This is a genomic window from Bradyrhizobium sp. WU425 (assembly GCF_021052305.1).
Taxonomy (GTDB): domain Bacteria; phylum Pseudomonadota; class Alphaproteobacteria; order Rhizobiales; family Xanthobacteraceae; genus Bradyrhizobium; species Bradyrhizobium canariense_D.
The window spans coordinates 3354332-3380559 of the sequence record NZ_CP088089.1 but is presented as its reverse complement, the minus strand read 5'-3'; the positions used below and the strand labels follow the sequence as shown (position 1 = coordinate 3380559).

Sequence of the window (26228 nt, the reverse complement as noted above, 5' to 3'; positions counted from 1 at the left end):
GGAACGATTGAATCCCGAAGGGTGTTGCACAAAAATCACGCACCCATTCCGGGCGAGTTCGCTTTAACCAATTGAATCTACTAACGTTCTTTTATTTCACATGGCCGTGATACGTAAGTGAGCCGCCTCCCCGCCCCCATCGAGCTAGGATGCGACGGTAGAATGTTTGCGCGAGAAAGGCCGAATCGGGCCGCTTGCGAGCGGCTCTGTGGCGCAGGCGAATGGATGTCCGATAACAAGAAGCACAAGAAGATTTCGGCAGCTCCCAGCTGGTTGGGGCTCAGCGAAGACCGTCAGGCATTCTTGCTTCTCCCGGATCGGGCCAAGATCGTGAAGCGGATTTTCGACCTCGCGATCGGTGGAATGGGCAGTTACGCAATTGCCAAGTACCTTGATGCTCAACAGGTGCCGACCTTCACGCAATCCTCCCAGTGGGATAACACGACCATCGACTACATGCTCAGGAACCGCGCGACATACGGCGAGCATCAACCCAAGAGCTTTGCAGCCGGTCACAAGAAGGGGATTCCAAGCGGGCCTCCGATGCCCGACTACTATCCCGCGGTAATAGACAAAAAGATGTTTGAGGCTGCGCAGGTGGCGCGTCGACAAAATCTTGCGCACCGCGGCCGCAAAGGAACTGATCTCGCCAGCATCTTCGGAGATCTCTGCTTCTGCGCCTACTGTGGAAGTAATGTTGTATTCCACCGCATCTCCAATGTGCAGGTTCTAGTCTGTGAACGCGCCCTGGACGATGGCGGGTGCAGCCGTTCGGCCTGGACGTACAAGGATTTTGAGACCAGCGTTCTGGCCTTCTTGGCACATCCGGCGCTCGCCGAAAGGCTGAGCGGATCGCAAAGACTATCGCTGCTCGATCTTGCCGAAGAAATCAGAAAGCTTTCGACCGATCAGATCGAACGGTATGCAGCCAGAGTGAACATGGCGATTTTGCTGAAACAGATCGTGGCAAAGCTCGTTGTTCACAGTGCTGGCGCGACATCTCACCCACGGCTCTCCCTCGCGCAAATCCGAAAAGACATGGCGGGGCGTTGCATCGATGTAGAGCTACGCGATGGCCCACTCTATCGCTGCATTTCCGTTGCTTGAGTCGCAACCAGTCGCCTCTGAGCCCCAAAATCTTCCCGGGTCTCGTTTGGTAATAGAGCCATGTCAGACGACCTCACCATGCGCCGCACCGTGATCGGCGGCGAAACCGCACCTGATGATTACGAGGTGATCTGGGACGAGCTTTCGATCGGGCGGATCTTTCGCGGCGCCGGCGTCGGCGGCACCGCCGGCTGGTCCTGGTCGGTCTTCCTGCCCAACGTCCCCCAGCGCGACCAGCACCGCGGTGGCGCCGGCAGCCTCACCGAGGCCAAGGCCCGGTTCCGAACCGCATGGGAGGATCTGCACGGCCAGATCGGCTACGACCAGATCAGCAAGGCCCGCGAGATCCAGGGCCGCCGGCGGCCGTGGCACCGGTAGAGCATCGCGGGCGCGCTTAACTTGCGTGAAGGCACCCATCCGACGCGCGTTGTATACATGCGAAGGTGGGGAGGCCGAATCAATGCTGAAGCGAGTGGCCAGAGCCGAGCAGCATCCACACTGCGACAACTGCGACATCCCGACAATCTTGAGAACTTTCATTCTCGACACGGGGTCCGGTCGCGAAGTCGGGGTGTACCAGTGCCCCAACTGCGCAAAGCTGCACTGGAAAGAGTGAAGCGCCTCCATTGGCGGATGCGTTCGCGTTCGCAATGTGTTCGGGGCGGATCAAATTCCTTGATTTATCTCAACGTAAGCACAAAACGAAAACAGGCTGAGGCGGTCATCACAGCGGCCTGTCGCCGGAACTGGAACCATCATTGTACGTTGATTGCGGCAGAGTCTTTGGTTGGTGTAGGACCATGACGCAGCGCCGCAGGATCATCCAATCTTCCCCGCTGGATATAAGGCTAGCGGAGGAAGCGAAGCGCCTTCGCGAGAAAGCCAAAGAGGTCCCGCCGGGAACGGCCCGCGAAGCACTTCTTCGCCAGGCGCGCCAAGCTGAAACGGGCTCACAGATGTCCGCGTGGCTTACATCTCCGGGACTGCAACCGCCCAAATAGGGCTGTATAGTTTGCGAACTCCGGGCGCGGAACGATCAGTCATCTCTGACGATTAGCGCTTAGTCCTGTGGAGTTTGCGTATGCGTTCCTCGCCCTCGATGGTGCTGGCCGATCGCCTCGACCGCGACATCTACCTGGTCCTCGAAGACTTCGGCGCGCGCGCCGGGTGCGCCTGGCGCGAGACGGACGAAGCGGAGACCGACCTTGAGACCGTGCTGCGAGGGCTCCTCTCCGGCCAGTATGCCTATCCGGTCCGGATCGTGTGCTTCAACGCGATCGAGGGCTGGTCGCGCGACGCCACTTCCGATGTCGCCGACGCGGTGGCTCAACGCGCGGCCGACAGCGATGATGATCTCTCCGCCGCCCTGCAGGCCTTCATCAGTGCCAACGCAACCAGGCGCTTCGACGTGCAGCTCGCACTGCCGCTACAGGGCGCCGCTTGATGTTCCGGGAGGGCAAGACGCAAGGCCCTGCGCCGCAAAACGAGGGCGAGCACTTCATCCGCTGCCCGGTGTGCGGCAAGATGCTGGACATGCGTGACCTCGGCGACGTGCTCGACCATCTGCACGGCCAGGAGATCGAGGAAGAGCCCACGGCGCACTGACGGAGGACCGGACATGGCATGCGCCCGCTGTGACGGCACCCACTGGGTTTGCGAGAACCATCCCGATCGCCCGTGGGACGGGCCAAAGGCTTGGGCTGCGGCGCCGCCGGGGAGCCCTGCCCCGACTGCAACGATGCCGCGCCGGACGAGCTGCCGGTACTACCGAAGGGCTTCGACCCCGCTCTCACCAGCATCGAGGTGATGCGGCCTCTGCTGAGGAACCCGGCTGGAAAGCCGCGCCGGAAGCCACTGAAATAGGCCGTCCGACTCCAAAAAGGCCGCGCCAAGCCCTATCTTTTGGCCATGCTGAAAACGTTCGAGTTCTGCCTGCCCACGGCGGCCAAAGCCGTGCCCGTCGGTCCCGACTGGATCCACGAAATCAAATATGACGGTTACCGCCTGCGCGTCGAGCGCCAGGGCAAGGCCGTGCGGCTGATCACCAGGAACGGCCATGACTGGACCAAGCGCTTCCCCTGGATCGTCCAGGCCGCGCTGAAGAACCGCGAGAGCCAATTCGTCATCGACGGCGAGGCCGTCGTGCTCGGCGTCGACGGTGTGTCCGACTTCAACGCTCTGCACTCGCGCAAGCACGACGACGAGGTGCAGCTCTACGCGTTCGACGTCCTCGCGCTCGGCGGCGAGGATCTGCGGCAACTGCCGCTGTCGATGCGCAAGACAAATCTGGCGCGGCTGCTGCGCGGCCGGCCCGACGGCATGTTCGTGGCGCCGTTCGAGCCAGGCGAGATCGGCACCGAGCTGTTCGACGCCGCCGCCCGTATGGCCCTCGAGGGCCTGGTATCGAAGCGCCGCGATCGCCGCTACAGCGGCGGTCGGTCGAAGGACTGGATCAAGGTGAAGAACCGCAGCCATCCCGCGATGACGCGGGTGATGGACTCATTTAGCTGAGAGAGCTTTCGCCGGAAACGTCGGTGGGCCGACTCAATCGGCTTTGAACACGACGCTGAACCGAACACACCCGGCGATGGGAATATTACTACTTCGTACCCATCACCTCGGTGCTACCATGAGTAGCGCCGGGGGAAGATTCGTGCCCGCAAGGGACTATGAACGCCGCCCGCTGTCTGGAGCATTATGGGGCTGAGGGAATGGCAACGACCGGAGTAAACCTTGATGCGCTTATTCCGCGGGAGGATTTGGCGGTTGGCGAAGGGATGGTCAGCGGAACCCAAGGCGAGGAAAAGCTAGGGATCACACATTTCCAGCCAAGATCGTTCTTCAGCACTGCGCTTAGGAAGCCAGAATTTCAGCGGGAAACCGTACATTGGACCCCAGCCAAAATAGTCGATCTTGTGACCGCGTTTCTGGATCGACGGCTGATCCCCGCAGTGATCCTCTGGCGAGCAGGTCAGTACAACTTCGTGGTGGATGGGGCGCACCGCCTGTCCGCCTTGCTGGCATGGATTTATGACGATTATGGCGATGGAGAGCTCTCCAAGAAGTTGTTCGGGCCGTACATCGCCCCCGAACAACTCACATTGGCGAACAAGACACGAACCCTTATCAAAGATCGGGTCGGGCACTTCTCCATTTTTCAGGCGGGGGTTGAGTTTCCAAAGGCAGTAACTGAGGAACAGAAATCGCGCATTAGCAATCTAAGCGTCACGCATTTCATCGCTCAGTGGGTTCCTGCCGCGACTAAAGAGGCGGCTGAAGATTCGTTTTTCAAGATCAATGACGCTGCAACGCCACTAGATCCAACTGAAAAACGGATTTTGCAGTCGCGGCTGTCCGGGAACGCGATAGCTGCTCGCGCCGTTGCTCATGGTGGAAAGGGATATGCCTATTGGAAAGACTTTGACAGCGATGTGCAGGCTGAGGTCGCAAGGTTGTCAGGGCAAATTTATACGCTGCTTTATAGGCCGCCACTACAATCAGACGGGCCAATAGACACATTGGATGTTCCAGTTGGGGGGCGCGGATATAGCGTCTTGCCGTTCGTGTTTGACCTCATCAATTCAATAAATGCAGCCAAGGTCGCCGATTCAACCAAGAAGACGGCTAGGGACAAGGTGGAAAAAGACGCCACCGGCTCCATCACGGTTACATACCTGAAGCAAGTCCTGCGGACGGTTTCCCGCATCACAGGGAAAGAGCCGGCCTCTTTGGGGCTTCATCCCGTTGTCTATTTTTACACTAAGGGCGGCGCTTTCTCACCGTGGGCTTTTTTGGCGTGGGCCGCGATGATTGACGACTTGTTCGAGCGCAAGGCGGTCAATGCATTTTGCGACGTGCGGCCACTCGTCGAAAAATTTCTAATCGAAAACAAGTGGGCTATGACGGAGATTATTCACAAGAATGGCAGTGGAAGCAGGAGTACGCCTTGGTTGAAGCGCTACTGGGAGCACGCGCTAAACGCTTTTGCTCAAGGTCTCTCGTACGAGGAGGTAGAGCAGTCTGCGCTAGATGCATTCCCATTCCTCAAGCACAAAACGCCGGTAATCCGCCTACCCGGAGAACAAAGCGCAAAACGCATCAGCGCGTCGACAAGAACCGCAGCGATATGGGATTCTCAACTCCCCGGCGCTCCAAAGTGCGATATTTGCCACGGCGTGTGGCACCGAAATTCAATCCAAGGGGACCATGTACTAGCAAAGCGTGATGGGGGTGACGGTCGCCCTTCAAACACCGGCATTTCTCATCCCTACTGCAATTCTACATACAAAGATCATTTGGCTAAGGAGTCTGGGGCTTCCGTTTCGGCAGAACCTTCTTAAGCGCAGCCTCGCACACAAATAGAAAAGCCCGGCGCAAGGGGCACCCCGCACCGGGCTCAAAGTCTGGGAGGTTTGACACGACAGAGGACGTCGAGGTCCCCTCACTCTTGCTTGCGACGAGAGACGTAGCGCAGCCCGATCGCGTGCCGGGTGCCGGCGTGATGCTTGTTGGCGAAGGTCTGCGGCTGGAATTGGAAATCGATCGGCAACCCGGTTTGCTCACGCAGCCAGCCGGCGAGCGCCACCGTCATCACCAGCCACTTGGGATCGTGCTCCCAGTGCCCGTCGAGCGAATGACAGTCTGGAAACTCGCGCGCGAAATCCTCGTCCTTCATTATCATCCGCACGTCGACGTCGCGGAAGTCAGGACGCTCCAGGCAGGAGCCGACAAGATAGCAGCCAAAGGCGTCCGGCCACGCCTCCTCGAGCTTCTGGCAGGCCAGCTCGAGCCGGAAGATCGCAGGCGCGCCGACATAGCAGAACTTCTGCCGGCGGGGCTTCTGGCGAACAAGCAGCTTGCTCATGCGTTCGTCACCTCGCCGTTGGTGATGAAGCCATGCCACCCGCAACCACCCGGGCCGTTGCAATTGATCGATGGCGACAGCGTCGGAGACTGTTCATCGTGATTCCAGTCCCATGTATTGGCGTTGATCGGCCACGGCTTCAGAAGCACATGGCATTCACGCCCTGCCCTTTTCGGACATTTGAACCAGCAACGATCCCGGCGCGGTCCATAGTGCTCGATCCTGACGTCACTCACGCGCGACGGCCATAATCGGGGCCAATATTCGGTACCAGCCAGCTCTTGCCATCGATATCAGGCGTAAACTCGCCGTTGCGCAGCCAGCCGTGATAGTCGCCGGCGATGATCGAGGGCGAGCAGGTGATGTTTGGCCAGGTGCCTGTCACCTGCCAGCCGCTGCCGTTCGACGACATGCGGTCGATGCACCAGATCTCGCCGTCGGGGCAGACCAGCTCGATCGGCGGCCGCTTGCCCGCCCAATCGCGATAGTAGTGTGGCGAGAGGAAGTCGTGGCCGAGATATCGATCGAGATACCAGTCGTTGAACCAACCCATCCCGGGCAGGAAGACGCGGCGGTCATTGCGCCACATGCCGTCGGCAACGGCCTTGTCGCCGAGTGCCTTGTATTCGGTGAAGGTGAGCAGCGCGGGAGCCAGCCTCATGTCATACTTCCCGGCATGAAGCAGCGGATGCTCGGCCCCTGGTAGCCCCAGATCGGCCACACCATGGTACGGCCGGCGCGGTTCGGCTCGGTGAGCACGGCATCCTCGGACACGTCCACCCAGACCATGACGTTCTTGTCGGCCGGATCGTTCGAGCGTGGGATCCGCACGCGGTACCGCACGCCGGCGCTCTGCCAATCGACGTCGGGGAGCGCATAGCCGTCGGCATCCGAGCAGCACGGGCCCTTGCCGCTGCGCAAGCCATCGAACCACGGCTTCAGCGCCGAATTGGCGTAGCGGCCGTCGTCGCGGGCAAACGCCGCGCCGGCGAACGCCAGCAGGATTCCGACCGCGACCAACAGCGAGGCCACCGTGGATTGCGGCCCCGTGCGGGCCTTATGTGCCATCACCAGGCCGATCACGACGACCAGCGTCGCAAGCGCAAACAGGATGTAAGCCGCCATCGCAGTGCACCTTTCAAACCAGGCCGAGCGCGGCGATGGCGGCGACGGCGAGACACATCAGAATCGGTGCAGCAATCATCAGCGTCATAAGAATGTCGCGGCCCACGGCCCGCCGCTGACCGCTCATGACGCGCCTCCATGGAGCAGCGTGCCTGCGCTATGCGCTGCGGAAGGATTGACGATCACATAGCCGGCGATCGAGCGCGCATGCAGCCGCGTGGCGTGGCCGCCCGAGTTGGCGTCATAGACCTGCCATTTGCTGCCGCCGAGGTGCTGCTCGAGCACAAAGACATGGTGCCGGCGCACCGCGACCATACCGGCGCCGGGCGCCGCGCGCGGAAATTTGAACCAGGCCGCCGCTAGCCATAGCGATCGCACGGGACTTCCGAACACGCGCACAGCGGCGCCGCAGCCGCAGAAGGCGCGCGAAGGACAGCCCGCAGGATGGCTGACGATGGTTGCCTCTCTCTGCAACCTCGGCGCCATCGCGCGCGGGCGATAGATCTTACGGGCCACGCCGAACCCGCCCATGGCCTTGACAACGCGCTCGCCACGCGGCGAGTTGACGACGCCTTCGCAGGGAAAGAAGACGTTGCAGCCCGGGTCGACCATGACGGATCGAACGTGTCGTGGGCGAGCATCGGCGTGGCCGGCGAACATGGCGCAGCACAGCGCCGCCAGGATAAGGCGGATCAGCATTTTGACTTCCTTTGGTTGGTGAGAAAAACTAGTCCGCGTTGTGGTGCAGGCGATCGACGGCGCGGGCGATGTCGAGCAGATCTGCGCGGCGGTTGGTGGCCTTGGCGAGATCTTCCATCGCGTCGCCGAGCCGCTTGATCTCGGCCGTGAAGTTCTGCATCGCCATGTGATCGGCCAGCAGCGCCTGGATGCCGACTGAGCCGGAGCGATGCTCGATCTGGTCTGCCGGCTTCGGCCGACGCGAGCCGAAATATGCCACGGCCATCGCCGTCAGCCCGCCGCCGCCAACCAGTGGAGCGAGAAACTTCATGGCTTCGTAGAGCGTGATCGCGTCTGAGGCCTCAGCCGCCATTGCCACTGTCCCGCGCCGACGGCGATGCGTGGTCCTGCCCGCAGCGATAGCAGCTGTAGGCCTCGAAGAAGATGAACACGACCAACACATACCGCATCGGGAAATCGGGAGCGCCGTTCTGGACCGCGAGCCCATACAGCGCGGACAGGATCAGCCACCACACTAGGCCCGACATCGCACCGACGAAGCGCAGCACCGGCGTCCTGCGCCAGTTGCCGTTGATGTAGAGTGCGACCAGACGCAACACGCCGAGGCCGACGCCGGTCCAGCCCCAGAAGCCCTCGCCCGCGATCGCCAGCAGATACTGATATGTTGGCCCCCGCATCATATTGCCGGGCACCGCAACGCTCGCCGACCAGACCAGGATCATCCAGGCGAGCATGTGCTCGACGGTGCGGGTCGGATATTTCTCGTAAGCCGCATGACGGAAGAAGGCATGGGCTAATTTCCGACTGAGAGAACGATCCATCAATCGTCGTCGCGCGGCTGCAGCAGCCTCTCGATCGCGCTGCGCGGCGGCCGCGGCGCCGGCGGCGTTACGATTGGGAGCGTCGGTACCGACTCGAGCGGCACAGCTGGTGCCTCGACCTTTGCCGGCAGCACGCGATCGCGGATCCGCCGCACCAGGCTCTTGCGCTTGACCGGCGCAGGCGTTGCCTTACGCACCGGCGCCGCGTCGATCGACGCCGGCCGCGCCGCGGGACGCTTCCAGCGGCAACCACCCACGCCGCCTTCGACCTGGCTGTCGATCCAGTCTTGATCATAGGCGCGCGCCCCCCGCACCTCGTAGGGCGGTGCCTCGAAGATCTTGCACTCGCCGCCGGCGATAGAGCCAGGCCCACGCGAGGCGCAGCCGCCGAGCAGCGCCGTCAGCAGCACGATCGAAATGATCTTGATCATGACGCACACCTTCCCTCGCTCTGGACCCAGCGGCCGCCGCGGTCGCGGCACTCGCGCCAGGTGTTGCGCAGGTCCGTCGCGCGGCCGATCGCGCGCTGATCTTCGGCGGCGATATCGGCGAGCGCGCGCGCATAACCGGCCTGGTAAACCTGATGATGCCAGACGCCGTACGCGGTCGCGGCAGCCAGCAGCAGGCCGCCGGCGACGATCAGTTTCGTGACCAGGCTTGAAGCATCGAGCAGCGCCAGGCCCGCTTTCAGATACATCATTGCCGTTCTCCGGTTTGCACGGCGAGCGTCGAGGTCTTGATCGCGCGCCAGGAATTGTAGGCGATGAAGGCAAGTCCCCCGGCGCCGAGCAGCAGCCAGATCTCCGACGGCACGCCGGTCACGTAGCTCCAGGCCGTCGACAGAAGACCGGGATGGTCGTCGACGACGTCGCGATGATCGGTGAAGAAGTCCCAGGCCTCGGAGACGTAGCTGCTCACGGTCTGCCAGACGGCCGTCAGCGCCGCGACGATCGAGCTCCACAGCGCCGCGAGATAGTTGCGCTTGGCCGGCGCCACCTCGGGCGCCAGCTGGCTCACCAGCTTTGGATCGGCCGCGGCGCGAGCCGCGCTCACCGGGCGAAACCATCCGACGCTGCCGTCGGGCTGGACCTCGGTCTCGGCCGCGAGCAGCTCGGCCCGGACCTGGTCGGCGATGCCGTGAAACTCGTCGACCGAGGACGGCAGCACCAGCGCAACGCCGCGATCGTTCATGAAGCCGCTGAGAGCCCCGCTGATGCCGCTGCCCCAGCGCCCGTCGATGATGCCCGGGCTGTAGCGCCGCGCCTTCAGGCGGCGCTGCACGTCGAACAGCACCGGATCGCCGCGCACATCAGGATCGAGCGGCTGCACGTTGGGCCGAGCCGTTGCAGGATCGGCCGCCGGCGCGCCATCCTCGACGTCAGCCTGGTCGCCGGCAGGATCGAGCGCCACGAACGGCGCCGCCGGCGCGACCGCATAATCGGCCAGCGCCTGCTTGGCCCTGGCGAGATACTTGCGGCATTCCGCCATGCCGTTGCTGCCGCCGTTGATGATGCGCCGGACCGTGACGACGTCGTCGCGATCGGCGGCCGCGTTGCAGCGGCCGTCCTGCGCCCATTCGAGATAGGCGGCCATGAATGCCGAATCCGGCTGGTGCAGCAGCTCCGGATGCTCGACCAGCGGCAGACCGGTTTTCTTGGCCATCGCCGCGTAGTTGCTTTTGCCGGTCGCCTGCATCATGCCGCCGCCGCGGTAGAGCCAGCCATCGTTCGGCCCGGTGTTGTTGAACTCGCGCATCTTGGAGGGATTGCCGACGCCATAGACGCGGTTGAACAGCACGGGACCACGCTGCGCGATCGGCAGCGCCGCGATGCGCTTGGCCTCGGCATCTGTCACCCGCGCGCTGTGACGACCGATGCCGAAGATCTCCATGATGCGGGCGGCCCGATAGGCGCCGCTCTCCTCGAGGATCTCAAGGCCGCCGGTCTCGGTCATGATCTGCGCCAGGAAATGCGCCGCGCGCAGCCTGGTGGTGAGCTTCGCCTTGGCCACCGCATTGGGCCAGCCCCGCACGATTGCCGCGACCAAGTCGGCCCGCGCGCCGCCGCCGGCGATTGCCTTCAACTGCGCAGCCGTGATCGATTGCGACATCGGTCGCACTCCTTTTTTGTGATGGGAAAAGTGCAAAGGCGCGCGACAAATCGCGCTAGCTGTCCTTGCCGCGGCGATCGGTCCAGCCGAACGTATTGACGTAGATGGTCGTGGTCGCGGCGCTGGCGCGCTTCCTGATCTGTCCCGACGTGTTGGTTCTGACGACTTGCGAATAGGTCACGTTGACCGAGTTTGCACCGACGATTCCGGAGAAAATCGAAGTCGCCGGCAGCGTGTCGGTTTGATCAGGCGAGGTGATCATCCAGGTGGTGCCGCTCGCCGTATTGACACCGAGGCCGAAGATCTCCGCATCGACCTGGATACCCGTTGGCACGTTGAGCGTAACGAGCGCCGCCGTCGTGCCTACAGCGCTGACATCATCCTGCGTTGGCACCGCCCACAGGAACTTGTCGCCGAGTTGGCTGAACCTGGTCCAGTTGCCGGAGCCGTCCGTCTTCATGCTGCCGATGCGGCGCTTGAGCGTGTAGTTGGTCGGCAGGGTCGGTGCGCTCGCCGACGTCGAAATCAGGACATCCACGACGCCGGTATCCGGCCGCTTGATCAGATAGGCATGATACCAGGTACTGTTTGCGATCGTCCCCGTGTCGAGCGCACCGTTGCCGGTACCGACCGCCCAGGCGCCCGTGGTCTTGGAAATTGACGCTGCAAGCGACATGAAGTCGGTGCTGCTGTCGTCGACCGCGACACCCGCCGCGGCCGCGAAGGTCGACGAAGACCCCCCGGTCGAGAGCGTCAGTCCGGCGAGATAGCTGCGCGCCATCGCCGGAAGGCCGAGATTTTTGCGCGCCGTCGCCGCACTCGCGAGATCGGACAGATTGCTCGCACTCGACAGGTCGCCCGCGCCAGACTCGCCGACGACGTTGAGATTCCAGTCGGCAAAGGTGCCGCTGCCGCCGACCTTCGCGGAGGTCATGGTCAGTGTGGTGCCGCTATAGGTGACCAGGCCTTCCATCCAGTTGGCCGTGTTCGCCGCCGAGCTGGCGCGCACGCGGGCGCCGTTGGTGTAGGCGAGCCCGGCCTGGGTGCCGAACACCCTGGAGCCCGTGCCGATCGCAAGCGACGTCGTCGACGTTCCGCCATAGCCGGCGCCGGTCGCACCCGTTGGGCCGGTGTCGCCCTTGCTCGCCACCACCTGCCAATAGGTCGCGTTCGGCGCGGCGTGGCCGGATCCCGGCGTCGGATTGATCCAGACATAGGACGTCCCGGCATCGGTCATGACGTCGCCGACCGAATAGGTGGTCGCGCCGTTGTAGGCTCCCGTGAGGTTGAAGCCGCGGTAGATGCCGAGATAGGTCCAGACGCCTGAGGTCATGACCCAGACCTTGCCGGTGGTCGGCTGGATCGCGGTCTGGTCTTCCTCGCCGAGCGAGGGATCGGGCAAGGTCTCGTCGGCGCTGACGATAACAGGGATCTCGCGCGCGTTGAGCGCGATGACCAGCCGGTTGACGGTCGCCATCGCCTCGGCGCCGGCGAAGCGCTGCGGCGAGACCTGCCAGATTTTGTAGGCAACGCCCGCCTGCGCGCCGCCGCCCCAGGGCGGGATCACCAGATGCGTCGCGTCGGTGACGTCCGAGATGACCGACTGAAAATTGCCGATCTGGAGAATGTCCCCCGGCTTGGCACTGCCGTCATTCCAGATCGGGCCGACGCCGGTGACGGTGGTGCCGCCTGCCGCGACCGAGACGGTGCCGGTGGAATAGCTGACAAGCGCCGTCATGTGGTCACCTCCGGGGAAAGCGTCAATGTCGAGCCGTCCGGCCGCGCCGGGATCGCAGCCAGCATCGCCGCACTGGTCGCGTTGCCCTTTGAGCAATCGCGCAGCGCCTGGCGATAGACGGTCCAGGCGGCGCGGGCAGCGTCAGACATCGGATAGTCCGGCATCATGAACTTGTCGGACGCTGCCAGCTCGGCGCGGACCGCATCGCGCAGCTGCGCGACGCGATCCGACTCAGGATCATATGGATCGGTCCTCGCGACCAGCTTCCACGCAACCACATCGAACTGTTGCGTGCGCGGATCGACCGGCTGGTCGTCGAGCAGCGCGACCGCGCAGCCGGGATACGGACTCGCATCGAAACCATCACTGTGATCGGCGCCGTAGCCGTAGGAGACGATTTGCCCGGTCGTGGTGTCGTAATGAACGTTCATCGCTTCGATGCCTGTGCAAACAGGCACGCATTGGCCTTGACCACGTCGGCGCCGCCGCCGGCAACGCCCGTCGCGACAATGGGAACAGTGACCGTGCCGCCCGTGCCCGTGATCGTCCGCGCGCCCGCCATCGACAGAATGTAATTGCCGGGTCCGGACTGCGCGCTGAAGCCGTCGACCTGAGTGCCGTTGACCGATAGCGCCCATGTCGTGGTGATGGTGGACGGCGTGGACTGCGTATACTTGAACGTGACGTTGGCATAGATCGCGATCGTCTTACCCGACAGGCCGGTTGTGTCGACCGAGAGGTTGAAGCTAAAGAAATTTGTGCCGCTATTGGAAATCGACAGGTCAGACCCGAGAACCTGCACGGATGGCACGGTCACCGCATTGTCAGCAATGCTCAACGATTTGACGCTGGTCGCACCGAATACGCCGGAGTCGGAGGTAAGCTCCCCCGCGCCGATCTTCACCGCCGTGATCGAGCCCGCCACGATTGCACGCGCGTTGAGCGTGCCATCGAGGTACATGTTGGCGCTGGCACCGATGGCCGCCACACCATTGACGGTTCCGACTGTGAAGACACCAAGGGGCGCATTGCCATTGTAGCCGGGCAACTGGATCTGGAACTTGTCGGCCACGATGGTGAACGTGGAAAAGCCGGGACCACCGTTGAGAAGATTGAAGCCGGTCGCGTAGCCATTGACGTTGAGCGTCACAGCGTATTGTGCGGCGGCGTAACCGTTGATGGTCGCGATTGCCGTCGCGCTGTTCTCGACAAAAGCGGTCGTCGATCCCCATGTCGCTGTTGCTGTGGTCGAGAAGGAAGCGAACGCCGCCTCGGTCGTGACGGCGACAATGCGAACATCGTCGATCTGCGCCAGTGCATCGTCGGACCGCGCCGAGATTTGCGTTCGCAATTCCTGCTTGTCGATCGGCGCCCGCGCAGCGACATCGGAGGCGATCGAGGCAATAAGATTGACGGCAGTCTTGATTTCGTCCTGCAACTGATCGCGCAGCGTCGTGACCTGGTATTTGATACCCTCGATCAGTGACTCCAGCCCAACCGTACCGTTCGCAATCGTGATCACCGGTGCTTGGATATCGACGACCGCGTAAGGACCTCGCAGCCTGCCAGGCGTCACCCCCTGCACCCGAAGGCGCAGGGCCGCCAACGTCACGACGACGTTGAAGCCGTTGTCGATTCCCTCGTAGATTTGCGCCCAGGTCTCGCCATCGTCATAAGACACGTCCGCAACGTAGAACTCGGCGCCGGCCGCCGGAAACCAGCTCGCCGAGAGCTTCGGTTCGGCGACACCCTGGCCATAGGACGCATTGAGGCCGACGATCAGAGGCACCTTACTGTCTGACGGGAATTGCGGCCCCGGCAGCAGCGGCGGATCACCGAGGTCGGTGGCGTGCACCCGCTCGTCGTCAACCACCAGCGACAGCGTGCAGAACTCGCCGTTCGGCACGCCGCCGAGCACGACACAAAGCCTGGACTCGCTGACGCCGCTGCCGAGCTCGAACGACGGATATTCGGCGCCGTCTTCGCGTGCGAGCACCGCCGCCAGCGTGGTCGATTGCGCGGCCTCCGCGGCGCTGAGGCTCGCTGCGTTCAGCACGGCCTCGCCAGCATCACCGCCCTCGGTGCAGAGCACAGGGCCGAATGAAGTTCCGTTGGGCTGCCGCAGCCGGATATAGAACGGGCCACTGTCCCAGACCGGCGCCGGCTCGAGGGTCAGGTTGCGGCCGGCGACAGCGACCACGGCGCCGCCATAACCATAGGTCTGCGGCAATTCGGACTGGACGCGAACCACCTGCCCGAAAGTGATTGCCCTCCCCTCGTATTCCACGCCGATCTCGACATTCTCGCGCCGGTAGATCGATTGCAGATAATAGAACGCGCACTCGCGAAAGGCCTGATCGGCATTGCAGATGCCGTCGACCCTTTTGGTCTCGGCGTTAAGAGCCGTGAAGGTCTCGTCATTGGGTGGATATTGCACCTGCGCCGGAAGCCAGGTGCGCTCGTCGATATATTCGAGGATCACCGCATCCGGATCCTCGTCGCCGAGCATCGAGAACGAGACCCCGGTCGACCCCCGCACGATCTCGCGATCGGTCAGCAGCATGGTCGGGATGTCGCGCCATTCGTCGCGAACGATCGACACGGTGTCACCGAGCCAAAAGTGCCGCGTCCGCGAGGCGGTCAGGATCTTGTCGAAGGCGTCCGGCACAGCAACCGCTGTCGCAATACGATAATCAAAGGTATCGCCGCGCGTTGTGCAGCCGGTGGCATGGTTGACCACGGCGTTGAAGTCGACCTTGGCGATCGACAGGCCGGAGCCGTACTGCGAATTCGTCGCCGCGTCCAGGAACGCCCAGGCCGGGTTGCGCGTGGCCTGCAGCTCGAACACGGATCCGGTCCAGACCTGCAGCTTGCGGGTGCCGAGCACGCCGAACTTGTAGGAGCCTTGCGTCGATTGCGAGGCCTTGAGCCGGATCGCAACCGTGGAGACGTCGGGAAAGGAATTGGCACCCTTGAGGAACGATCGCAAGCCGGCCCAGACGGCCACCGTGACGCCGCGAGTATCCTGCAGGCTGTGATCATGACGGCGCAGCTGCACCGCGTACCGCCCCGGCGTCACGTCGACCTTGACCGTGTCGCGCACCGGCGTGCGGCTGCCATACTGCCTGACCACCGAGAACAGCGTCGTCATCGGCCCGGTCGGCACACCGGCGTCGTCGATCGGACAATATTCGGCGGTCAGACCGAAGTTGGAATAACCGATGATGTCCGCATTGTCCCGATCGGCCGTGTAGCAGCCGCCCGGAAACACGAAGTCGATCGCCAGCGACTGTGCCAGCGTGCCGGACGGGTTGGCTGCGAACGGACCAAGCCATGCGCCAGGCGTGGCGCCGCCGCCCGCCACATACTTGCCGCCGAGAATATTGCCTCCCTCCGGCATCTCCTGCCCGGAGACCTCGGAGGACTGGTCCACATTGGTCGGAAACAGCGTGACGTCCGCGCCCGGCTCATAGAAGGCAACTTGCGCACCGGGAAAGGAGGCGGATATGCCGTCATCAGGATCCCAGAACAGCGTGTCATCGAGATATAGCGCCTCGTACTCCATGCTGCCCATGGTCGTCGACAGCAGTACGTTCAGATATTGATCGTTGCCGACGAACTCGCCCCACGGCGTCGCAGCGAAATCGGGATAGGCCTTCAGCCGCCCGTACCATACCGGCAGCGGCTGGCCGAGCCTTGCGGTGTTGCCCTGCGCCTGGACGGAATAGATCTGGTCTTGCGTTGCGCTCGGCGCGTTGGTCGCGCCGGCTTTCGGCGACACCAGGGCATTGATCAGCAGCGAACCGCCGATCCCGATCGCAGCGCCGAGCGCGTAGGCACCAAAGTGCCCCGCCGCAAATGCCGCGCCGAGCAGCCCAGCCGCTGCGCCACCCGTCACGGCCGCTGCGAATGCCGCTACCGCAACCAGCGCAACCAGCCCGATGACCTGCTTCGCGCCGCCATTGCCGCCCCCACCCAGCGGATAGGATACGAAGCGCACATTGTCGTTCGCGGCAATGCGCCGGCGCGCCCATGACTTGCGCAGCACCGCCTCGCCGTTGATTTCGAGGACGGTTGGCAATCCCTTCCTAAACTGCCATCCGTAAACGCGGTCGCGCTTCGCCCATCCCATCCGGCGCAGGAACGCCGATATGGTCTCTCGCGGCCGCGGCTCTGCGCGCGCGACCTCGAGGCCGGGCATGACCAGATGCAGCACCGGGCTTCGCCCAGGCTTCGCCCGGCGCTGCCGACGCGTGCCCGCTCCGGTGCAAGGGGTCGTCCGCCGCTTTGCTGTGCCGTGCATCAGGATCTCGGCTCTAAAAACATCAGATGTTTCCAACCCATCTGCCGCAACGCGAGCGGCGTCTCACAGGCAACACCGGTCTTGCCGTCGCAATGGATCACGCGGCCTTCAGGCCTCAGCCAGACGCCGATATGTGCGGGGAAGCGCGCATGGGCCATCAGCACCAACGCGCCGTCTGAAGCCATCACCAGGCCGCCAGGGCCGTCAGCGACCGCCTGCCACCGGGCCCGCTCCGGATTGCGGTTGAATTCGGCGAGAACCCATCGGCGTGAAAAATCAGAGGGCACGACGAGCCCAGGAAGGTCTCGACCAAACAGCGCCCGCTGGACGTGACACGCGAAGTCCCAGCAGTTGCGTGACTGCCAAGCCCATGGTTCGCCTATCAAAGGCGAGAGAAATTCGGAACGCGACATCAGCCGGGCAGCAAGCTCGGAAACTGCACGTAGTCATAATTTTTGGTGATGCGCGGAAATCGCTTGTTCTGCAGGTTCTTCACCATCACCGTGCCGGACAGCGACGCCCCCACCATCTTGACCCCGCGCAGCTCGAACTCGACGGGCCCGTACGCCGGCTCGGTCAAATCGCTGCCGAGGTACTCGCGGTACAGCACCGAGATATATTCGCGCACGCCTTGCGCGGCGCGGATCTTCGGCACCAGCTCGCGGCCGACATTGTCGATCTTGATCGTCGTCGACGGCGGCTGGCCTTCGCGCTGTTCCGGATAGGCCGCTTCGAACGGGCACGCGATGAAGGTCACGGTCTCGCCGCTGTTGCGAGGCGCACCTAGCTCTATCCCGAAATCCATGTCGTCGAGAACGTTCGCGACAACGCGCGCCGGCACATCGAAAGACGATTGCCAGATTTCCAGCGTGTAGAAGATCCGCGCCGACGGCGGACAGGAGGCATAGGCCTCCATCATGGCTTCGTTGTGGGTCGGCATCAGAGATTGCTCACCCGCAGCTTCATCGAAACAGCGACCGCATCGTTCACCTTGAAGCTATCCTGCGGCTTGCCGTCGGGAGCGAACATGCACGTCTTCGTCACATAGGCCGTCCCGGACCAGACGGGCGCCGTGAACCTTGCGGTCCCGAGATTCAAAGTGTCCTTCCACCACGTCGTGAAGGTCGCGAACTGGGCATTCGTCATCACGATCGTCTGGGAGATCGTCGAAATGTCATCACCAGGCCGCGGCCGCTGGCGCTGGTTGCCGCCCTCCATCTCGGTTGCGACCGGAGGCAACGCCCGCTGGATTGGGCTGCCGCCATCGTCCTGAAACGCGTATGGAACGTCGCTGGGCCAGCTCGGAAGAGGCATGTCTCATTGTCCGGTGAATTGATTGACGCCATACTGGCCTCGGAGAACGCGTCGCCCGGTGCCGGTCGACAGGCTCTTTCCGACCGCTTCATCCATCGCCTTGTTCAGGATGACATCAACGCGCGTGTTGCCGTTGGCGTCGGTTTGCGATGTCTGCGATTTCACGCCGGCCGGGGCGTTGACCACGTTCACGGTCACCTGCGGCGCCCCGCCACCGCCAGCGCCGCGGCCCAAAGCCGCCATCTGGCCCTGCGTGAACACGCCCTCGCCCTTGCGCGCGATGATCGGGACTTCATCGCCAGCGATGCCACCGGTGTGGAAGCGGCTGGCATCGTCGAAATGGGCCGGATGGACGTAGCGGTGAAACGTTGCCTCGGCGCCGACGATACCACCGCTGTGCAGCCCGACCAGCGGCGCACCACCCACTGAGGTCGCCCCGACAGCCCCGGCGATGGATCCGTTGGCGTTGATCGATGGTGTGCCTCCAAACAAGCTGGAGAGATCGAAGCCGCCGCCGAGCCCGCCAAGGCTTCCCTTTAGCGCATTAATGAGCGGACCGACGATCAGGAGTTTGACAATCGCCTCCTCGATGGCCCGAATGATCATCTTGCTCATGTCCTGGAAGCCCTGTCCTATTGACTTGGTCCCATCCAAAATGTCGGTGATCCCGGTCGTCAGCGTACTGGACATTGACGAGGCTATGCCGTTGAGCGCCTCGGTATAGAGATCGGCCTGCGTCTTGACCTTCGCATAGGCATCGGCTGAAGCCCTGATCTGCTTGATCTGGTCTTCATTGAGCGGCTCGCCCGCCTGCAGTTTCTTATTGATGATGTCCTGTGACGTCGCATAGGACAGCGCCGCTTCCGAGCCCATGAACAGCGTTCTGATGCGTAGCTCTTCGGCGGCAGTTGCAGCATCGATCTGGTAGGTTCCGAGCGCCTGCGCCGCGGTCACCTCCTTGATCTTTGCAATCTGCTGATCGGTAAGGCTGGCGCCCTGTTGTTGGGCCTTGGCAAGTTCCAGCGTCTTTGCCCGGAGAATATCCGCCTGCGACGCGGCCGCGCCTAGCGCAGAATTGTGGGCGTTCTGGCGCGCAATCGCGTCGTCCAGCTTCAGTCCGGCAATGCCGCGCGCCAACACGTCGGCGCCGACGCCCGCCTCTTTCGCCTTGACCCCCAGTTCCGAGATCGCGGCATTGAGTCGTTCGCTCGGCGTGGCCGCGGTACCCAGCACTGACACGTAGTTCCGCCATTTGGCCGCTAGCGACTCCGGCGTTTCCGTGCTGCCTCCCGCGGATGGTCGGGTTCGTGGAACGGCATCCGAAATGGCCAGAGCCTCAGCCATCGATGCCTGCCGGTGGGCGTCGTCGATCGATGTGCTTGGACGTCCACCGCCCGAACCGGCCAGGCCAAGCCCGGCCGAGACCGCGAGACCAACGACCGGAATCGGCGCTGTTGCGATCCGCAGATAAATCTGGAGATACCGCTTCAAATCCTCCGACATGGAGAAGTTCTTCGCGATCTCCGAGAGGCTGAGGAAGGCTTTCGCAAACGCCAGCTCGGCCTCCAGCACCGGTCCTGCGAAGATCGACGAAAAATTTTCCCTGGCCTTGCCGGTCGTCTTGGCAATCTGGAGATCCAACTCCGACAGCTTGTCGATCATGTTCCTCTGCAGGCCCTTACCGGCCGCGTCGTAGGCATCAGCCAACGCTTTGACGTCGCCCACCTTGCCGAGGAATTCCGCGACCGTCGGGCCGCCCTTGCCGAGGCCCGCGCGCGCCAGCGCGTTTCGCTCGAAGATGTTGGTGGTCTGTGCGACCGCCTGGCCGTACAGCGTAAAGGCCGTGGCGGTATCGGTTGCGAGTGCCATCTGATCGGCCAGGGCCGGATTGATGCGACGAACCTGCGTGAGCAAGTCGCCGGTGCCGAGCCGGAGCTCCTGAAACCCCGTCGTAAACTTCTGCAGGCCTGCCTGCAGCGTATCGGAGTCGACCCCGAACTTGGTTGCCTCGGAGCGCAGCGCCTGCACCTGGTTGACCGTCAGACCCGTCGCTTCGCTGAAATCCTTCAGCTCGCGCGCCTTCGCCGCAAGATCATGGGCACCCGCAGACGCCAGATAGAACGCCGCAGCCAAACTGCCAAGGGTAGCCGCCGTCGCGAGACCCGCCGGACCTAACGCCGTCAGTGCCTGCCCCACCACACCGAACGAGCCTGCCTGCGCCTGCAGCCGGCCATTGAGGTCGGCCGCGATCACGTTCAACGACCGTTGCGAGCCCGCAAGCTGATCATGCCGCTCACGTGCCGCAGCCAGGACCACATTCGCCCGCTCCTGCAGCGCGGGATTTTGCGATACTGCTGCATTTACCTGACGTTGGATCTTCTCATAATCCTGTTGGGCGCGCACTTGGGCGACATACTTGCGCTCGATCGAGGAAAAGCTCTTGTCAAGCGACAGCGTCGCCTTCTCGGTGTTCGCAGATGCCACGGCAACGCCGCCTTGCGCCCTGGCAAGGTCGTTCAGTTTTTTTGTTGCGTCGGCCGTACCGGTCTCTGTCGTCTGGATCGACAGACGCCGGACGGCCTCTTGCACATCAGCCATTATGCAGCCTTCAGTGTGACAGTGATGGCGGGATAGGTGATCGCGCTGCCCCGCACGCGATCGGGACGCTGACGCTTACTGATGCGGAGCTTGCCGCCGGCGAACGAGCGTGAGACCTGGTCGTTCTTCAGTGTGTATGGATTGGCAAGCGATATCCAGACCGACCTGATCTTGGCAATATTGCCGAACCTCGCCGTTGCATCCTTGGCCGTGCGCTCCGCAATCCTGTTCGGAACCTGAACGACGAAGTCCCGCCCCGAAGTCGTCTTGCCGACCTCGATCTTCCGCGCATACGGCACGACGTTGACGAAGGTGTACACGTCCGCCGGGGGGATCTGTCCGCCCAGCTCGACAACCTGACCGTCGGCCAGAAGCATCCATCCCTCACGGAAGTCGCCGGAGACAAACGGCGAGCGAGCCCTCAGCGTATCGCCGATCCATGCCAGGACGTTGCTGACGATTTCCCACTCGGTGATGATCGACCCACCGTTTGGCCGGACATCTTCAAGCTGACCGCCCTTGCGCCCGTCGACCGTAATCACCTTGGGCGGGACGCGGCCCAAGATACGCTTGTTCTTTTCGTCGGCGCGGGCAATTTCAGTCCGCGCGTAGTCGGCGATCGCGCGGCTCTGGCCTGTCGGCGAAAGATCGCGGCTGACGATCAGATTGATGTCGGTCGCAATCGAATCAATTCTTGTTCTGACCGCCACGCTGCGCCTTTTTTGCCTGCTCTTCGTCTGCGATCACGGCCCGCCGGTATCCAAGCGTGACCAGTACCTTCGCTTCCCACGGCTCCAGGCTCACAGCCATGAACTCGGACCACGCCCGCAATGCTTCCCACGTCACCAGCGCTGGACCAAAGCCGTTCGACGCCAGCCCCATCGATAGCTCGGAGAAAAAGCGCCAGAGATAGGCCAGCGCCTCCGGGCATTCGGCGGCATCATCGATCGCGGCAACCTTGACCTTCTTGCCGAGGGCGGCGAACTGACGCGCCGCCGACTCGGCGTGATCGCCGACTGTCGCGCCGTCGCTCAGCTTTCGCTGGTTGCGGAATTCGTGCTCGGCGAAGGCGTAGAGTTCCTCGACGAGCTCCGAATAAAATTTGCGGCATCATTGAGCGCCACCCACGGCTGGATGAACAGCCAGTGCATGCCCGGCGCCGAATATAGCTCCAGCGCGTTGGCGCGGGTGCAGTCGACGCCGATCTTCTCGCGCGTCACTGGATCGACCAGGTACCAGCCCTTGGTCAGCGCAGCGCACTTGGCGACGTTCTCCTCGAGCTGATCAAAGTCCGGCATGCCGCCCCGGGTGCGTGCGGCCTTCTTGCGGAATACCTGCTGACGATCGCGATCGAAGGCCCGGCCCTCGACACTGTCGGCGGCGAGCACCTCGATGTAGGAGGCCTTGCCGTCCTTGTCGCGCAGCACCTCATCGGTGGTGGCGTCGATGATTTCGACCTTGAATACCTCGGACGTGTTCGCGGCGAGATTGCCGAACTTGCTCATGCTGATTTCCTTTGGCGGAAGGGTGAACGGCCTCGCCCGCCAGCGAGGCCGCTCGGTGACGTCACCGCCCGGTCAGGGCGCATCACTGCGGCCCGCCCGTGCGAGGATCCCCGTGTGCGGCGGGGAACTGTGGATATCGGTTAGGTCGCCTGGGTGTCGACGATCCGGATCGTCGTCGCCTCGTCGCCAGGATTCGTGCCATCGGCCTTCAACGCCTGGAACGGCATCGTGATGGCCTGGCCGCCCTCGCCCGAGGTCGCAACGTCGGCATCGCCGAACTTGACCCGCGGCAGATAGACCGAGATCGCCGGCGAATTCACCGCCGACGTCGTCGTCAGATAGGCGAGGATCGACACCTGGCTTTCGTTGATGAAGTCGTTGATCAACGTGGTGTCCTGGAAGAATGCCGTGGCCTGGCCGGTCACGTTGGCCCGGCCAAGGAAGATCTCGGGCACGAAGTTCTGTCCGACCACCGCATCGCCGGACGGACTCAGCTCCATCTTGATGTTGAGGCCGGTGACGACGCCGACGGCCGCGCCCGACACCATCAGTAAGCCGTTGACCGCCGCGATCAGGCCGGTCGTGGTCTCGGCCGTGGGCGAGGTGTAGAACGGCGCCGAGGCGCCGGAGCCGACAACCATGTTGCGGCCCATGAACGGCACTTCCATCGTCGCCATGCCGCTGGCCGGAAGGTCCATGGTGAAGCCGGCCGCGCGACATTCCGTGAAGAGACGCGAGACGTCGATATCGGAGTTGTAGATCTCGATGCCCCATTTGCGCGACACGAAGCCCGAGGACGGCACGTAGACCGACTTGCCCGTGTTCGTCAGCGAGAAGGACGTATCCGCCGTCATCGTGTCCGGCGCGGGGTAGACCGAGATGTTGCGATTACTGGTGCCGCTAAAGGCGGTCACCAGGAAGTTCTTCGCATTGTTGTCGGGATCCGACAGGTTGGTCGCGCGCAGGATGTCGCCGATCCGCCAGCCGAGTGCCACCGGGTCACCGCCGGCGGCGACAAACTTGCTGGTGGCGTTGTCGGCCGCGATGCTGGTCAGCGCTGACGGCCCCAGCGCAATCAACGCGGCTGACTTCGTGCCCCGGCACGACGCCTCGATGAAGTCGAACCAGGTCGCCGGCGAGAGCTCGCCCGTGATCGATCCCGTGACGCTGCGCTTGCCGTGACGAAAATCCGCGATCTGTCGATCGGTGCGGACTTCGTTCGACTGATAGGTGTCCTTGGCGAGCTTGAGCGACGACGAGACGCGCCGCATGATCTGGCCGCCTGTGACGGCCGGGTCGACCGCCGGCACCGGTTCGACGTTCGATGTGATGACGCCGGTCGAATAGGGTTTGTAGCGGATACTGGCTGATACGCCTTCGGCCAAGCTCATGGCAGATTCCTTTCGGGATGGAATGCGCCGTCGTCACGACGGTGCGGGTTGCGGCTCTAGCCGATCTGGTCGAATGTCAGCACGATCTCGGCGACCGCGCACTGGTAGTTGTTCGGCGCCGTCACGCCGGGCACCGAGATCGATGACCCGGGCCCGACGAAGATCACATCGGCGCTGAACACGCTGATATCGTTGTCGCGAAAGCCGCGCAGCCGTGATGCGATCTGTTCAGCCCGGCCTGATGCCGCATCGGCGCCAGTCTCCGAGCCGATCGGCGAGAACACATAAGCTTCGACAAGCGCGCGGTTGCGAAAAAGATTGCGGCCGCGGCCGCCGCCGAAAGCCGCCGGGCGCCCGCCGGAGCCCTCATTGTTGAAGACGATGAACGCGAACGCTGCGGGCGTATCCGGCAAGGTCGGCGCATCGTCGCCCTGCCAATAGATCGGGAACGCAAACGCGCTGCCGGGCAGCTGGGCTCGGACCGCAGCGCGGGCCTGGGCTTCCGTGGTGCTCATCCCCTTAGCTCAGCCCCTTACCTGCAGCACATAGGCCACCAGAACGTCGCCAAACCGGCGCGTCTTGTCGTCGATTCCCGCAATGGTCAGCTCCTTGCCGCGCACGATGGCCTTGTCGCTCGACAGCAGCGGCAGGCTGACGGCGCCGCTCTCGAGATCCTCGGCGAGCAGGATGAGCTTCCAGTCGCCCTGCAGGATGGGCCCGACGATCTCGTTTGGCGCATACTGTAGTTCGCGGCCGCGGCAGATCTTCTCATAGTGCGCCCGCGGACTGCCCGCACCGTAATACCGGCGGATCGTCACCTGGCTGAAGCGGCTGAGCGCGATCGCGTAGCGCTGCCTTGCCATCTCCGGCGTCATGCGATCGCCCTGCGGAACGGCGCCAGCTTGGCGACGATATCGGGCGGCAGCTCGCCGTCTTCGCCGACGGCGCCGACCCAGTACGTCGCGCTGATCAGATCCGGAATCTCTTCGGAGCGCAGCGTCGGATCCCGCCCCCGCGCCGCCCAGAAGCTCGACACCAGCGCCACGCACGCGCCCTCGATCCCCTTCGGCAAAGTCCGGTTGCTCGCCGGCGGCAGGATATAGCCACCGCCATAAGTCACGACGATGCTCTGCAAGAACACCCAGACGCTCGGATAGCCGTTGCAGAGCGCAAACAGCTCACCCGTGTTCGGATCGATGCGCCAGGTCGAGGCGTCGATCGCGACCCCGTCGACCACCACGCTCGTGATCGAGGCCACCGGCGTCCGGTCCAGGATGAGCTTCTCCGGCGCACTGTCATACTGCTCGTGCCAGAAGGTCTCGACCGCGCTCTCCCGCACCAGGCGAAAGCCGAGCGCCGCCTCGATGTCATCCGAGGCTTCTTCGATCTTTTCCTGCAGGATCGGGTCGCTGGTCGTGGTTCCGCTCGGGATGCCGAGCTCGAGCTTGACGCGTTCCAGCGTCGTGAGCGCTGTATCGCTGGCTGGATTGGCGACGGTCACGACCGATCTCATTCCTGTGCCCTCCCCGGGCTCGTTCCTTGAGCGCGCGCCGAGACGTGGTCCCGGTCAGCGCTGCGAATGGCCGCGTGGCGATGCGCGCCGTTGCGACCTTGCGCGACCGCGCCAGCTCGTCGCCGCGGTTGTACCCTTGCGTGGTCGCGAGCTCGCTGTGCGTCGCCGCCGTCCGGATGGAGTCCGGATCGGCCTCGGCGTCGAAAGCCTCGGTAATGCCGCCGGCGCGGCTATCCATATTGAACACGTTGTCGGGAACGCCGGCGCCGCGGGCGATTGCGCGCCAGATCCGGCGAAAATCAAACGCAGGATACGGAAGCCCCGAGGTCTCGCTGACGATCACGGGCCCGGAGAGCCGCTGGACCAGGCGAAGCTTGCCCCGCTTCGAAACGACGCCGAGACGCCTGAGATCCGCGATCACCATCGGAGCAAGCTTCAGGTCGACCACGACCGGCTTGTTCGTCTTCGATGTCTGGTGCCGCAGGATCAGGTCATCGTCGATCTCCGACCAGAGCAGCCCCCTTACCCACTTCTCGTCACCGACCTCGACGCCAGGACCGCCTTCAGCGAGCTTGCGCGGCAGATATTCGCCGATAGTATCCTTTTGCCGCAGCATGACCTCGAACTGGAAGGCCTGCGCCAGCGCCACCGAGCCTCGCCCGATGTGCCAGGCGCCAGAGCGGATCGAAGCCGCCTGCTCGGCAGTGACGCGCTGCTTGCGCCTTGGCGCGCCCGGAAAGCGCATCGCGGACATCACCTGCCGGATGCGCTTGCACTCCTCGTCATCCAGGATCGCCAAGCCAAAGCCGAACAACACGCGGATCTTCTTGGTGAAGGCGCGGGCTGCCGAGTACTTGGTGCCGTCGAGCCATTGCGCATGCCACTTCAGCAGCGTCCGGCCCTTGATCTTCCTCAGTTTGACGTTGCCGTAGCGCCCGTCGATCTGCCGCAGCAGGTTGCGTTGGTTCTGGCGAGTGGCATAGCGAAGCCTGTGCCAGCCTGACAGCGGGTCGCTCTGATATCGGCGGATGAGCTTACGCAACCTCACTGCCATTCCCTCTCCGACAAGGGAATCAGCGCAGACTCAGCGGGTCAACCTCGGCGTGCGCGCGTCTGGCGGCGGTTGATTCAGAACGGCACA

30 protein-coding genes are annotated in these 26228 nt (G+C 63.4%); 6 read left to right on the top strand and 24 right to left on the bottom strand.

Translation table 11 applies throughout. The features are described 5' to 3' along the window. The first annotated feature begins 225 nt into the window (after positions 1 to 225). From BcanWU425_RS16250 to BcanWU425_RS16220, 6 genes are all read left to right on the top strand, one after another. The gene (locus tag BcanWU425_RS16250) at positions 226 to 1107 is read left to right on the top strand and encodes a recombinase family protein (protein ID WP_231190698.1); all 882 of its coding nucleotides are present in this window, start codon (positions 226 to 228) and stop codon (positions 1105 to 1107) included. A gap of 60 nt (positions 1108 to 1167) precedes the next feature. Continuing rightward, the gene (locus BcanWU425_RS16245; protein ID WP_231190696.1) at positions 1168 to 1485 is read left to right on the top strand and encodes a hypothetical protein; all 318 of its coding nucleotides are present in this window, start codon (positions 1168 to 1170) and stop codon (positions 1483 to 1485) included. A 703-nt stretch (positions 1486 to 2188) separates the two neighbouring features. Continuing rightward, positions 2189 to 2551: a hypothetical protein gene (locus BcanWU425_RS16235; protein WP_231190692.1), complete on the top strand. Its 363-nt coding sequence runs from the start codon at positions 2189 to 2191 to the stop codon at positions 2549 to 2551. Next, a complete protein-coding gene (locus BcanWU425_RS16230; protein WP_231190690.1) occupies positions 2551 to 2712 on the top strand; it encodes a hypothetical protein in 162 nt (53 codons plus the stop codon). The genes BcanWU425_RS16235 and BcanWU425_RS16230 overlap by 1 nt, the downstream gene beginning before the upstream one ends. Positions 2713 to 3015: 303 nt before the next feature. Next, a complete protein-coding gene (locus BcanWU425_RS16225; RefSeq protein WP_231190688.1) occupies positions 3016 to 3618 on the top strand; it encodes an ATP-dependent DNA ligase in 603 nt (200 codons plus the stop codon). A 158-nt stretch (positions 3619 to 3776) separates the two neighbouring features. Then, positions 3777 to 5447, top strand: a complete 1671-nt coding sequence (locus tag BcanWU425_RS16220; protein ID WP_231190687.1) for a GmrSD restriction endonuclease domain-containing protein — start codon at positions 3777 to 3779, stop codon at positions 5445 to 5447. Between the two features lie 101 nt (positions 5448 to 5548). Here the strand turns inward: BcanWU425_RS16220 and BcanWU425_RS16215 are convergent, their stop codons facing one another. The 24 genes from BcanWU425_RS16215 to BcanWU425_RS16105 form a co-directional block, all read right to left on the bottom strand. Continuing rightward, positions 5549 to 5971 carry a hypothetical protein gene (locus BcanWU425_RS16215; RefSeq protein WP_231190686.1) on the bottom strand — a complete coding sequence of 141 codons (423 nt, stop codon included), beginning with the start codon at positions 5969 to 5971 and terminating at the stop codon, positions 5549 to 5551. Then, entirely contained in the window at positions 5968 to 6120 is a 153-nt protein-coding gene (locus tag BcanWU425_RS37715) for a DUF6527 family protein (protein WP_445818652.1), read from the bottom strand. The genes BcanWU425_RS16215 and BcanWU425_RS37715 overlap by 4 nt, the downstream gene beginning before the upstream one ends. An 83-nt stretch (positions 6121 to 6203) precedes the next feature. Continuing rightward, positions 6204 to 6632: a hypothetical protein gene (locus tag BcanWU425_RS16210; protein WP_231190685.1), complete on the bottom strand. Its 429-nt coding sequence runs from the start codon at positions 6630 to 6632 to the stop codon at positions 6204 to 6206. Beyond that, positions 6629 to 7039, bottom strand: coding sequence for a hypothetical protein (locus tag BcanWU425_RS16205; RefSeq protein WP_231190885.1), 411 nt, complete (start codon positions 7037 to 7039; stop codon positions 6629 to 6631). Before BcanWU425_RS16205 ends, BcanWU425_RS16210 begins: the two co-directional genes overlap by 4 nt. A 180-nt stretch (positions 7040 to 7219) precedes the next feature. Next, complete coding sequence (locus BcanWU425_RS16200; protein ID WP_231190684.1) at positions 7220 to 7795, bottom strand: hypothetical protein; 576 nt, start codon at positions 7793 to 7795, stop codon at positions 7220 to 7222. Positions 7796 to 7823: 28 nt separating this feature from the next. Continuing rightward, entirely contained in the window at positions 7824 to 8147 is a 324-nt protein-coding gene (locus BcanWU425_RS16195) for a hypothetical protein (RefSeq protein ID WP_231190683.1), read from the bottom strand. Further along, entirely contained in the window at positions 8137 to 8616 is a 480-nt protein-coding gene (locus tag BcanWU425_RS16190) for a hypothetical protein (protein WP_231190682.1), read from the bottom strand. Before BcanWU425_RS16190 ends, BcanWU425_RS16195 begins: the two co-directional genes overlap by 11 nt. Next, positions 8616 to 9047 (bottom strand): hypothetical protein, encoded by a 432-nt coding sequence (locus BcanWU425_RS16185; RefSeq protein ID WP_231190681.1) that lies wholly within the window; start codon positions 9045 to 9047, stop codon positions 8616 to 8618. The genes BcanWU425_RS16190 and BcanWU425_RS16185 overlap by 1 nt, the downstream gene beginning before the upstream one ends. Next, positions 9044 to 9316 (bottom strand): hypothetical protein, encoded by a 273-nt coding sequence (locus BcanWU425_RS16180; RefSeq protein ID WP_231190679.1) that lies wholly within the window; start codon positions 9314 to 9316, stop codon positions 9044 to 9046. Before BcanWU425_RS16180 ends, BcanWU425_RS16185 begins: the two co-directional genes overlap by 4 nt. Then, positions 9313 to 10725 carry a hypothetical protein gene (locus tag BcanWU425_RS16175; RefSeq protein ID WP_231190677.1) on the bottom strand — a complete coding sequence of 471 codons (1413 nt, stop codon included), beginning with the start codon at positions 10723 to 10725 and terminating at the stop codon, positions 9313 to 9315. Before BcanWU425_RS16175 ends, BcanWU425_RS16180 begins: the two co-directional genes overlap by 4 nt. Before the next feature lie 55 nt (positions 10726 to 10780). Further along, positions 10781 to 12463 (bottom strand): hypothetical protein, encoded by a 1683-nt coding sequence (locus BcanWU425_RS16170; protein WP_231190675.1) that lies wholly within the window; start codon positions 12461 to 12463, stop codon positions 10781 to 10783. Next, positions 12460 to 12894 carry a phage tail assembly chaperone gene (locus BcanWU425_RS16165; RefSeq protein ID WP_231190673.1) on the bottom strand — a complete coding sequence of 145 codons (435 nt, stop codon included), beginning with the start codon at positions 12892 to 12894 and terminating at the stop codon, positions 12460 to 12462. Before BcanWU425_RS16165 ends, BcanWU425_RS16170 begins: the two co-directional genes overlap by 4 nt. Beyond that, positions 12891 to 16679: a host specificity factor TipJ family phage tail protein gene (locus tag BcanWU425_RS16160; RefSeq protein ID WP_231190672.1), complete on the bottom strand. Its 3789-nt coding sequence runs from the start codon at positions 16677 to 16679 to the stop codon at positions 12891 to 12893. The genes BcanWU425_RS16165 and BcanWU425_RS16160 overlap by 4 nt, the downstream gene beginning before the upstream one ends. Positions 16680 to 16765: 86 nt before the next feature. Next, complete coding sequence (locus tag BcanWU425_RS16155; RefSeq protein WP_231190671.1) at positions 16766 to 17179, bottom strand: hypothetical protein; 414 nt, start codon at positions 17177 to 17179, stop codon at positions 16766 to 16768. Further along, positions 17179 to 17706 carry a DUF1833 family protein gene (locus tag BcanWU425_RS16150; RefSeq protein ID WP_231190670.1) on the bottom strand — a complete coding sequence of 176 codons (528 nt, stop codon included), beginning with the start codon at positions 17704 to 17706 and terminating at the stop codon, positions 17179 to 17181. Before BcanWU425_RS16150 ends, BcanWU425_RS16155 begins: the two co-directional genes overlap by 1 nt. Then, the gene (locus BcanWU425_RS16145; protein WP_231190669.1) at positions 17706 to 18080 is read right to left on the bottom strand and encodes a hypothetical protein; all 375 of its coding nucleotides are present in this window, start codon (positions 18078 to 18080) and stop codon (positions 17706 to 17708) included. The genes BcanWU425_RS16150 and BcanWU425_RS16145 overlap by 1 nt, the downstream gene beginning before the upstream one ends. A 3-nt stretch (positions 18081 to 18083) precedes the next feature. Then, positions 18084 to 20678, bottom strand: coding sequence for a hypothetical protein (locus tag BcanWU425_RS16140; RefSeq protein ID WP_231190668.1), 2595 nt, complete (start codon positions 20676 to 20678; stop codon positions 18084 to 18086). Then, entirely contained in the window at positions 20678 to 21388 is a 711-nt protein-coding gene (locus BcanWU425_RS16135; protein WP_231190667.1) for a hypothetical protein, read from the bottom strand. The genes BcanWU425_RS16140 and BcanWU425_RS16135 overlap by 1 nt, the downstream gene beginning before the upstream one ends. Beyond that, positions 21366 to 21596 (bottom strand): hypothetical protein, encoded by a 231-nt coding sequence (locus BcanWU425_RS16130; RefSeq protein WP_445818656.1) that lies wholly within the window; start codon positions 21594 to 21596, stop codon positions 21366 to 21368. The genes BcanWU425_RS16135 and BcanWU425_RS16130 overlap by 23 nt, the downstream gene beginning before the upstream one ends. 113 nt (positions 21597 to 21709) lie before the next feature. Beyond that, positions 21710 to 22183, bottom strand: a complete 474-nt coding sequence (locus BcanWU425_RS16125; protein WP_231190659.1) for a hypothetical protein — start codon at positions 22181 to 22183, stop codon at positions 21710 to 21712. A gap of 140 nt (positions 22184 to 22323) precedes the next feature. After that, positions 22324 to 23574: a phage tail tube protein gene (locus BcanWU425_RS16120; protein WP_231190657.1), complete on the bottom strand. Its 1251-nt coding sequence runs from the start codon at positions 23572 to 23574 to the stop codon at positions 22324 to 22326. Between the two features lie 56 nt (positions 23575 to 23630). Further along, on the bottom strand, positions 23631 to 24089 hold the full coding sequence (locus BcanWU425_RS16115) for a hypothetical protein (protein ID WP_231190656.1): 459 nt from the start codon (positions 24087 to 24089) through the stop codon (positions 23631 to 23633). 9 nt (positions 24090 to 24098) lie between these two features. Beyond that, positions 24099 to 24449, bottom strand: coding sequence for a hypothetical protein (locus tag BcanWU425_RS16110; RefSeq protein WP_231190655.1), 351 nt, complete (start codon positions 24447 to 24449; stop codon positions 24099 to 24101). Positions 24450 to 24941: 492 nt separating this feature from the next. Next, the gene (locus tag BcanWU425_RS16105) at positions 24942 to 26141 is read right to left on the bottom strand and encodes a hypothetical protein (RefSeq protein WP_231190654.1); all 1200 of its coding nucleotides are present in this window, start codon (positions 26139 to 26141) and stop codon (positions 24942 to 24944) included. Between the last annotated feature and the right edge of the window lie 87 nt (positions 26142 to 26228).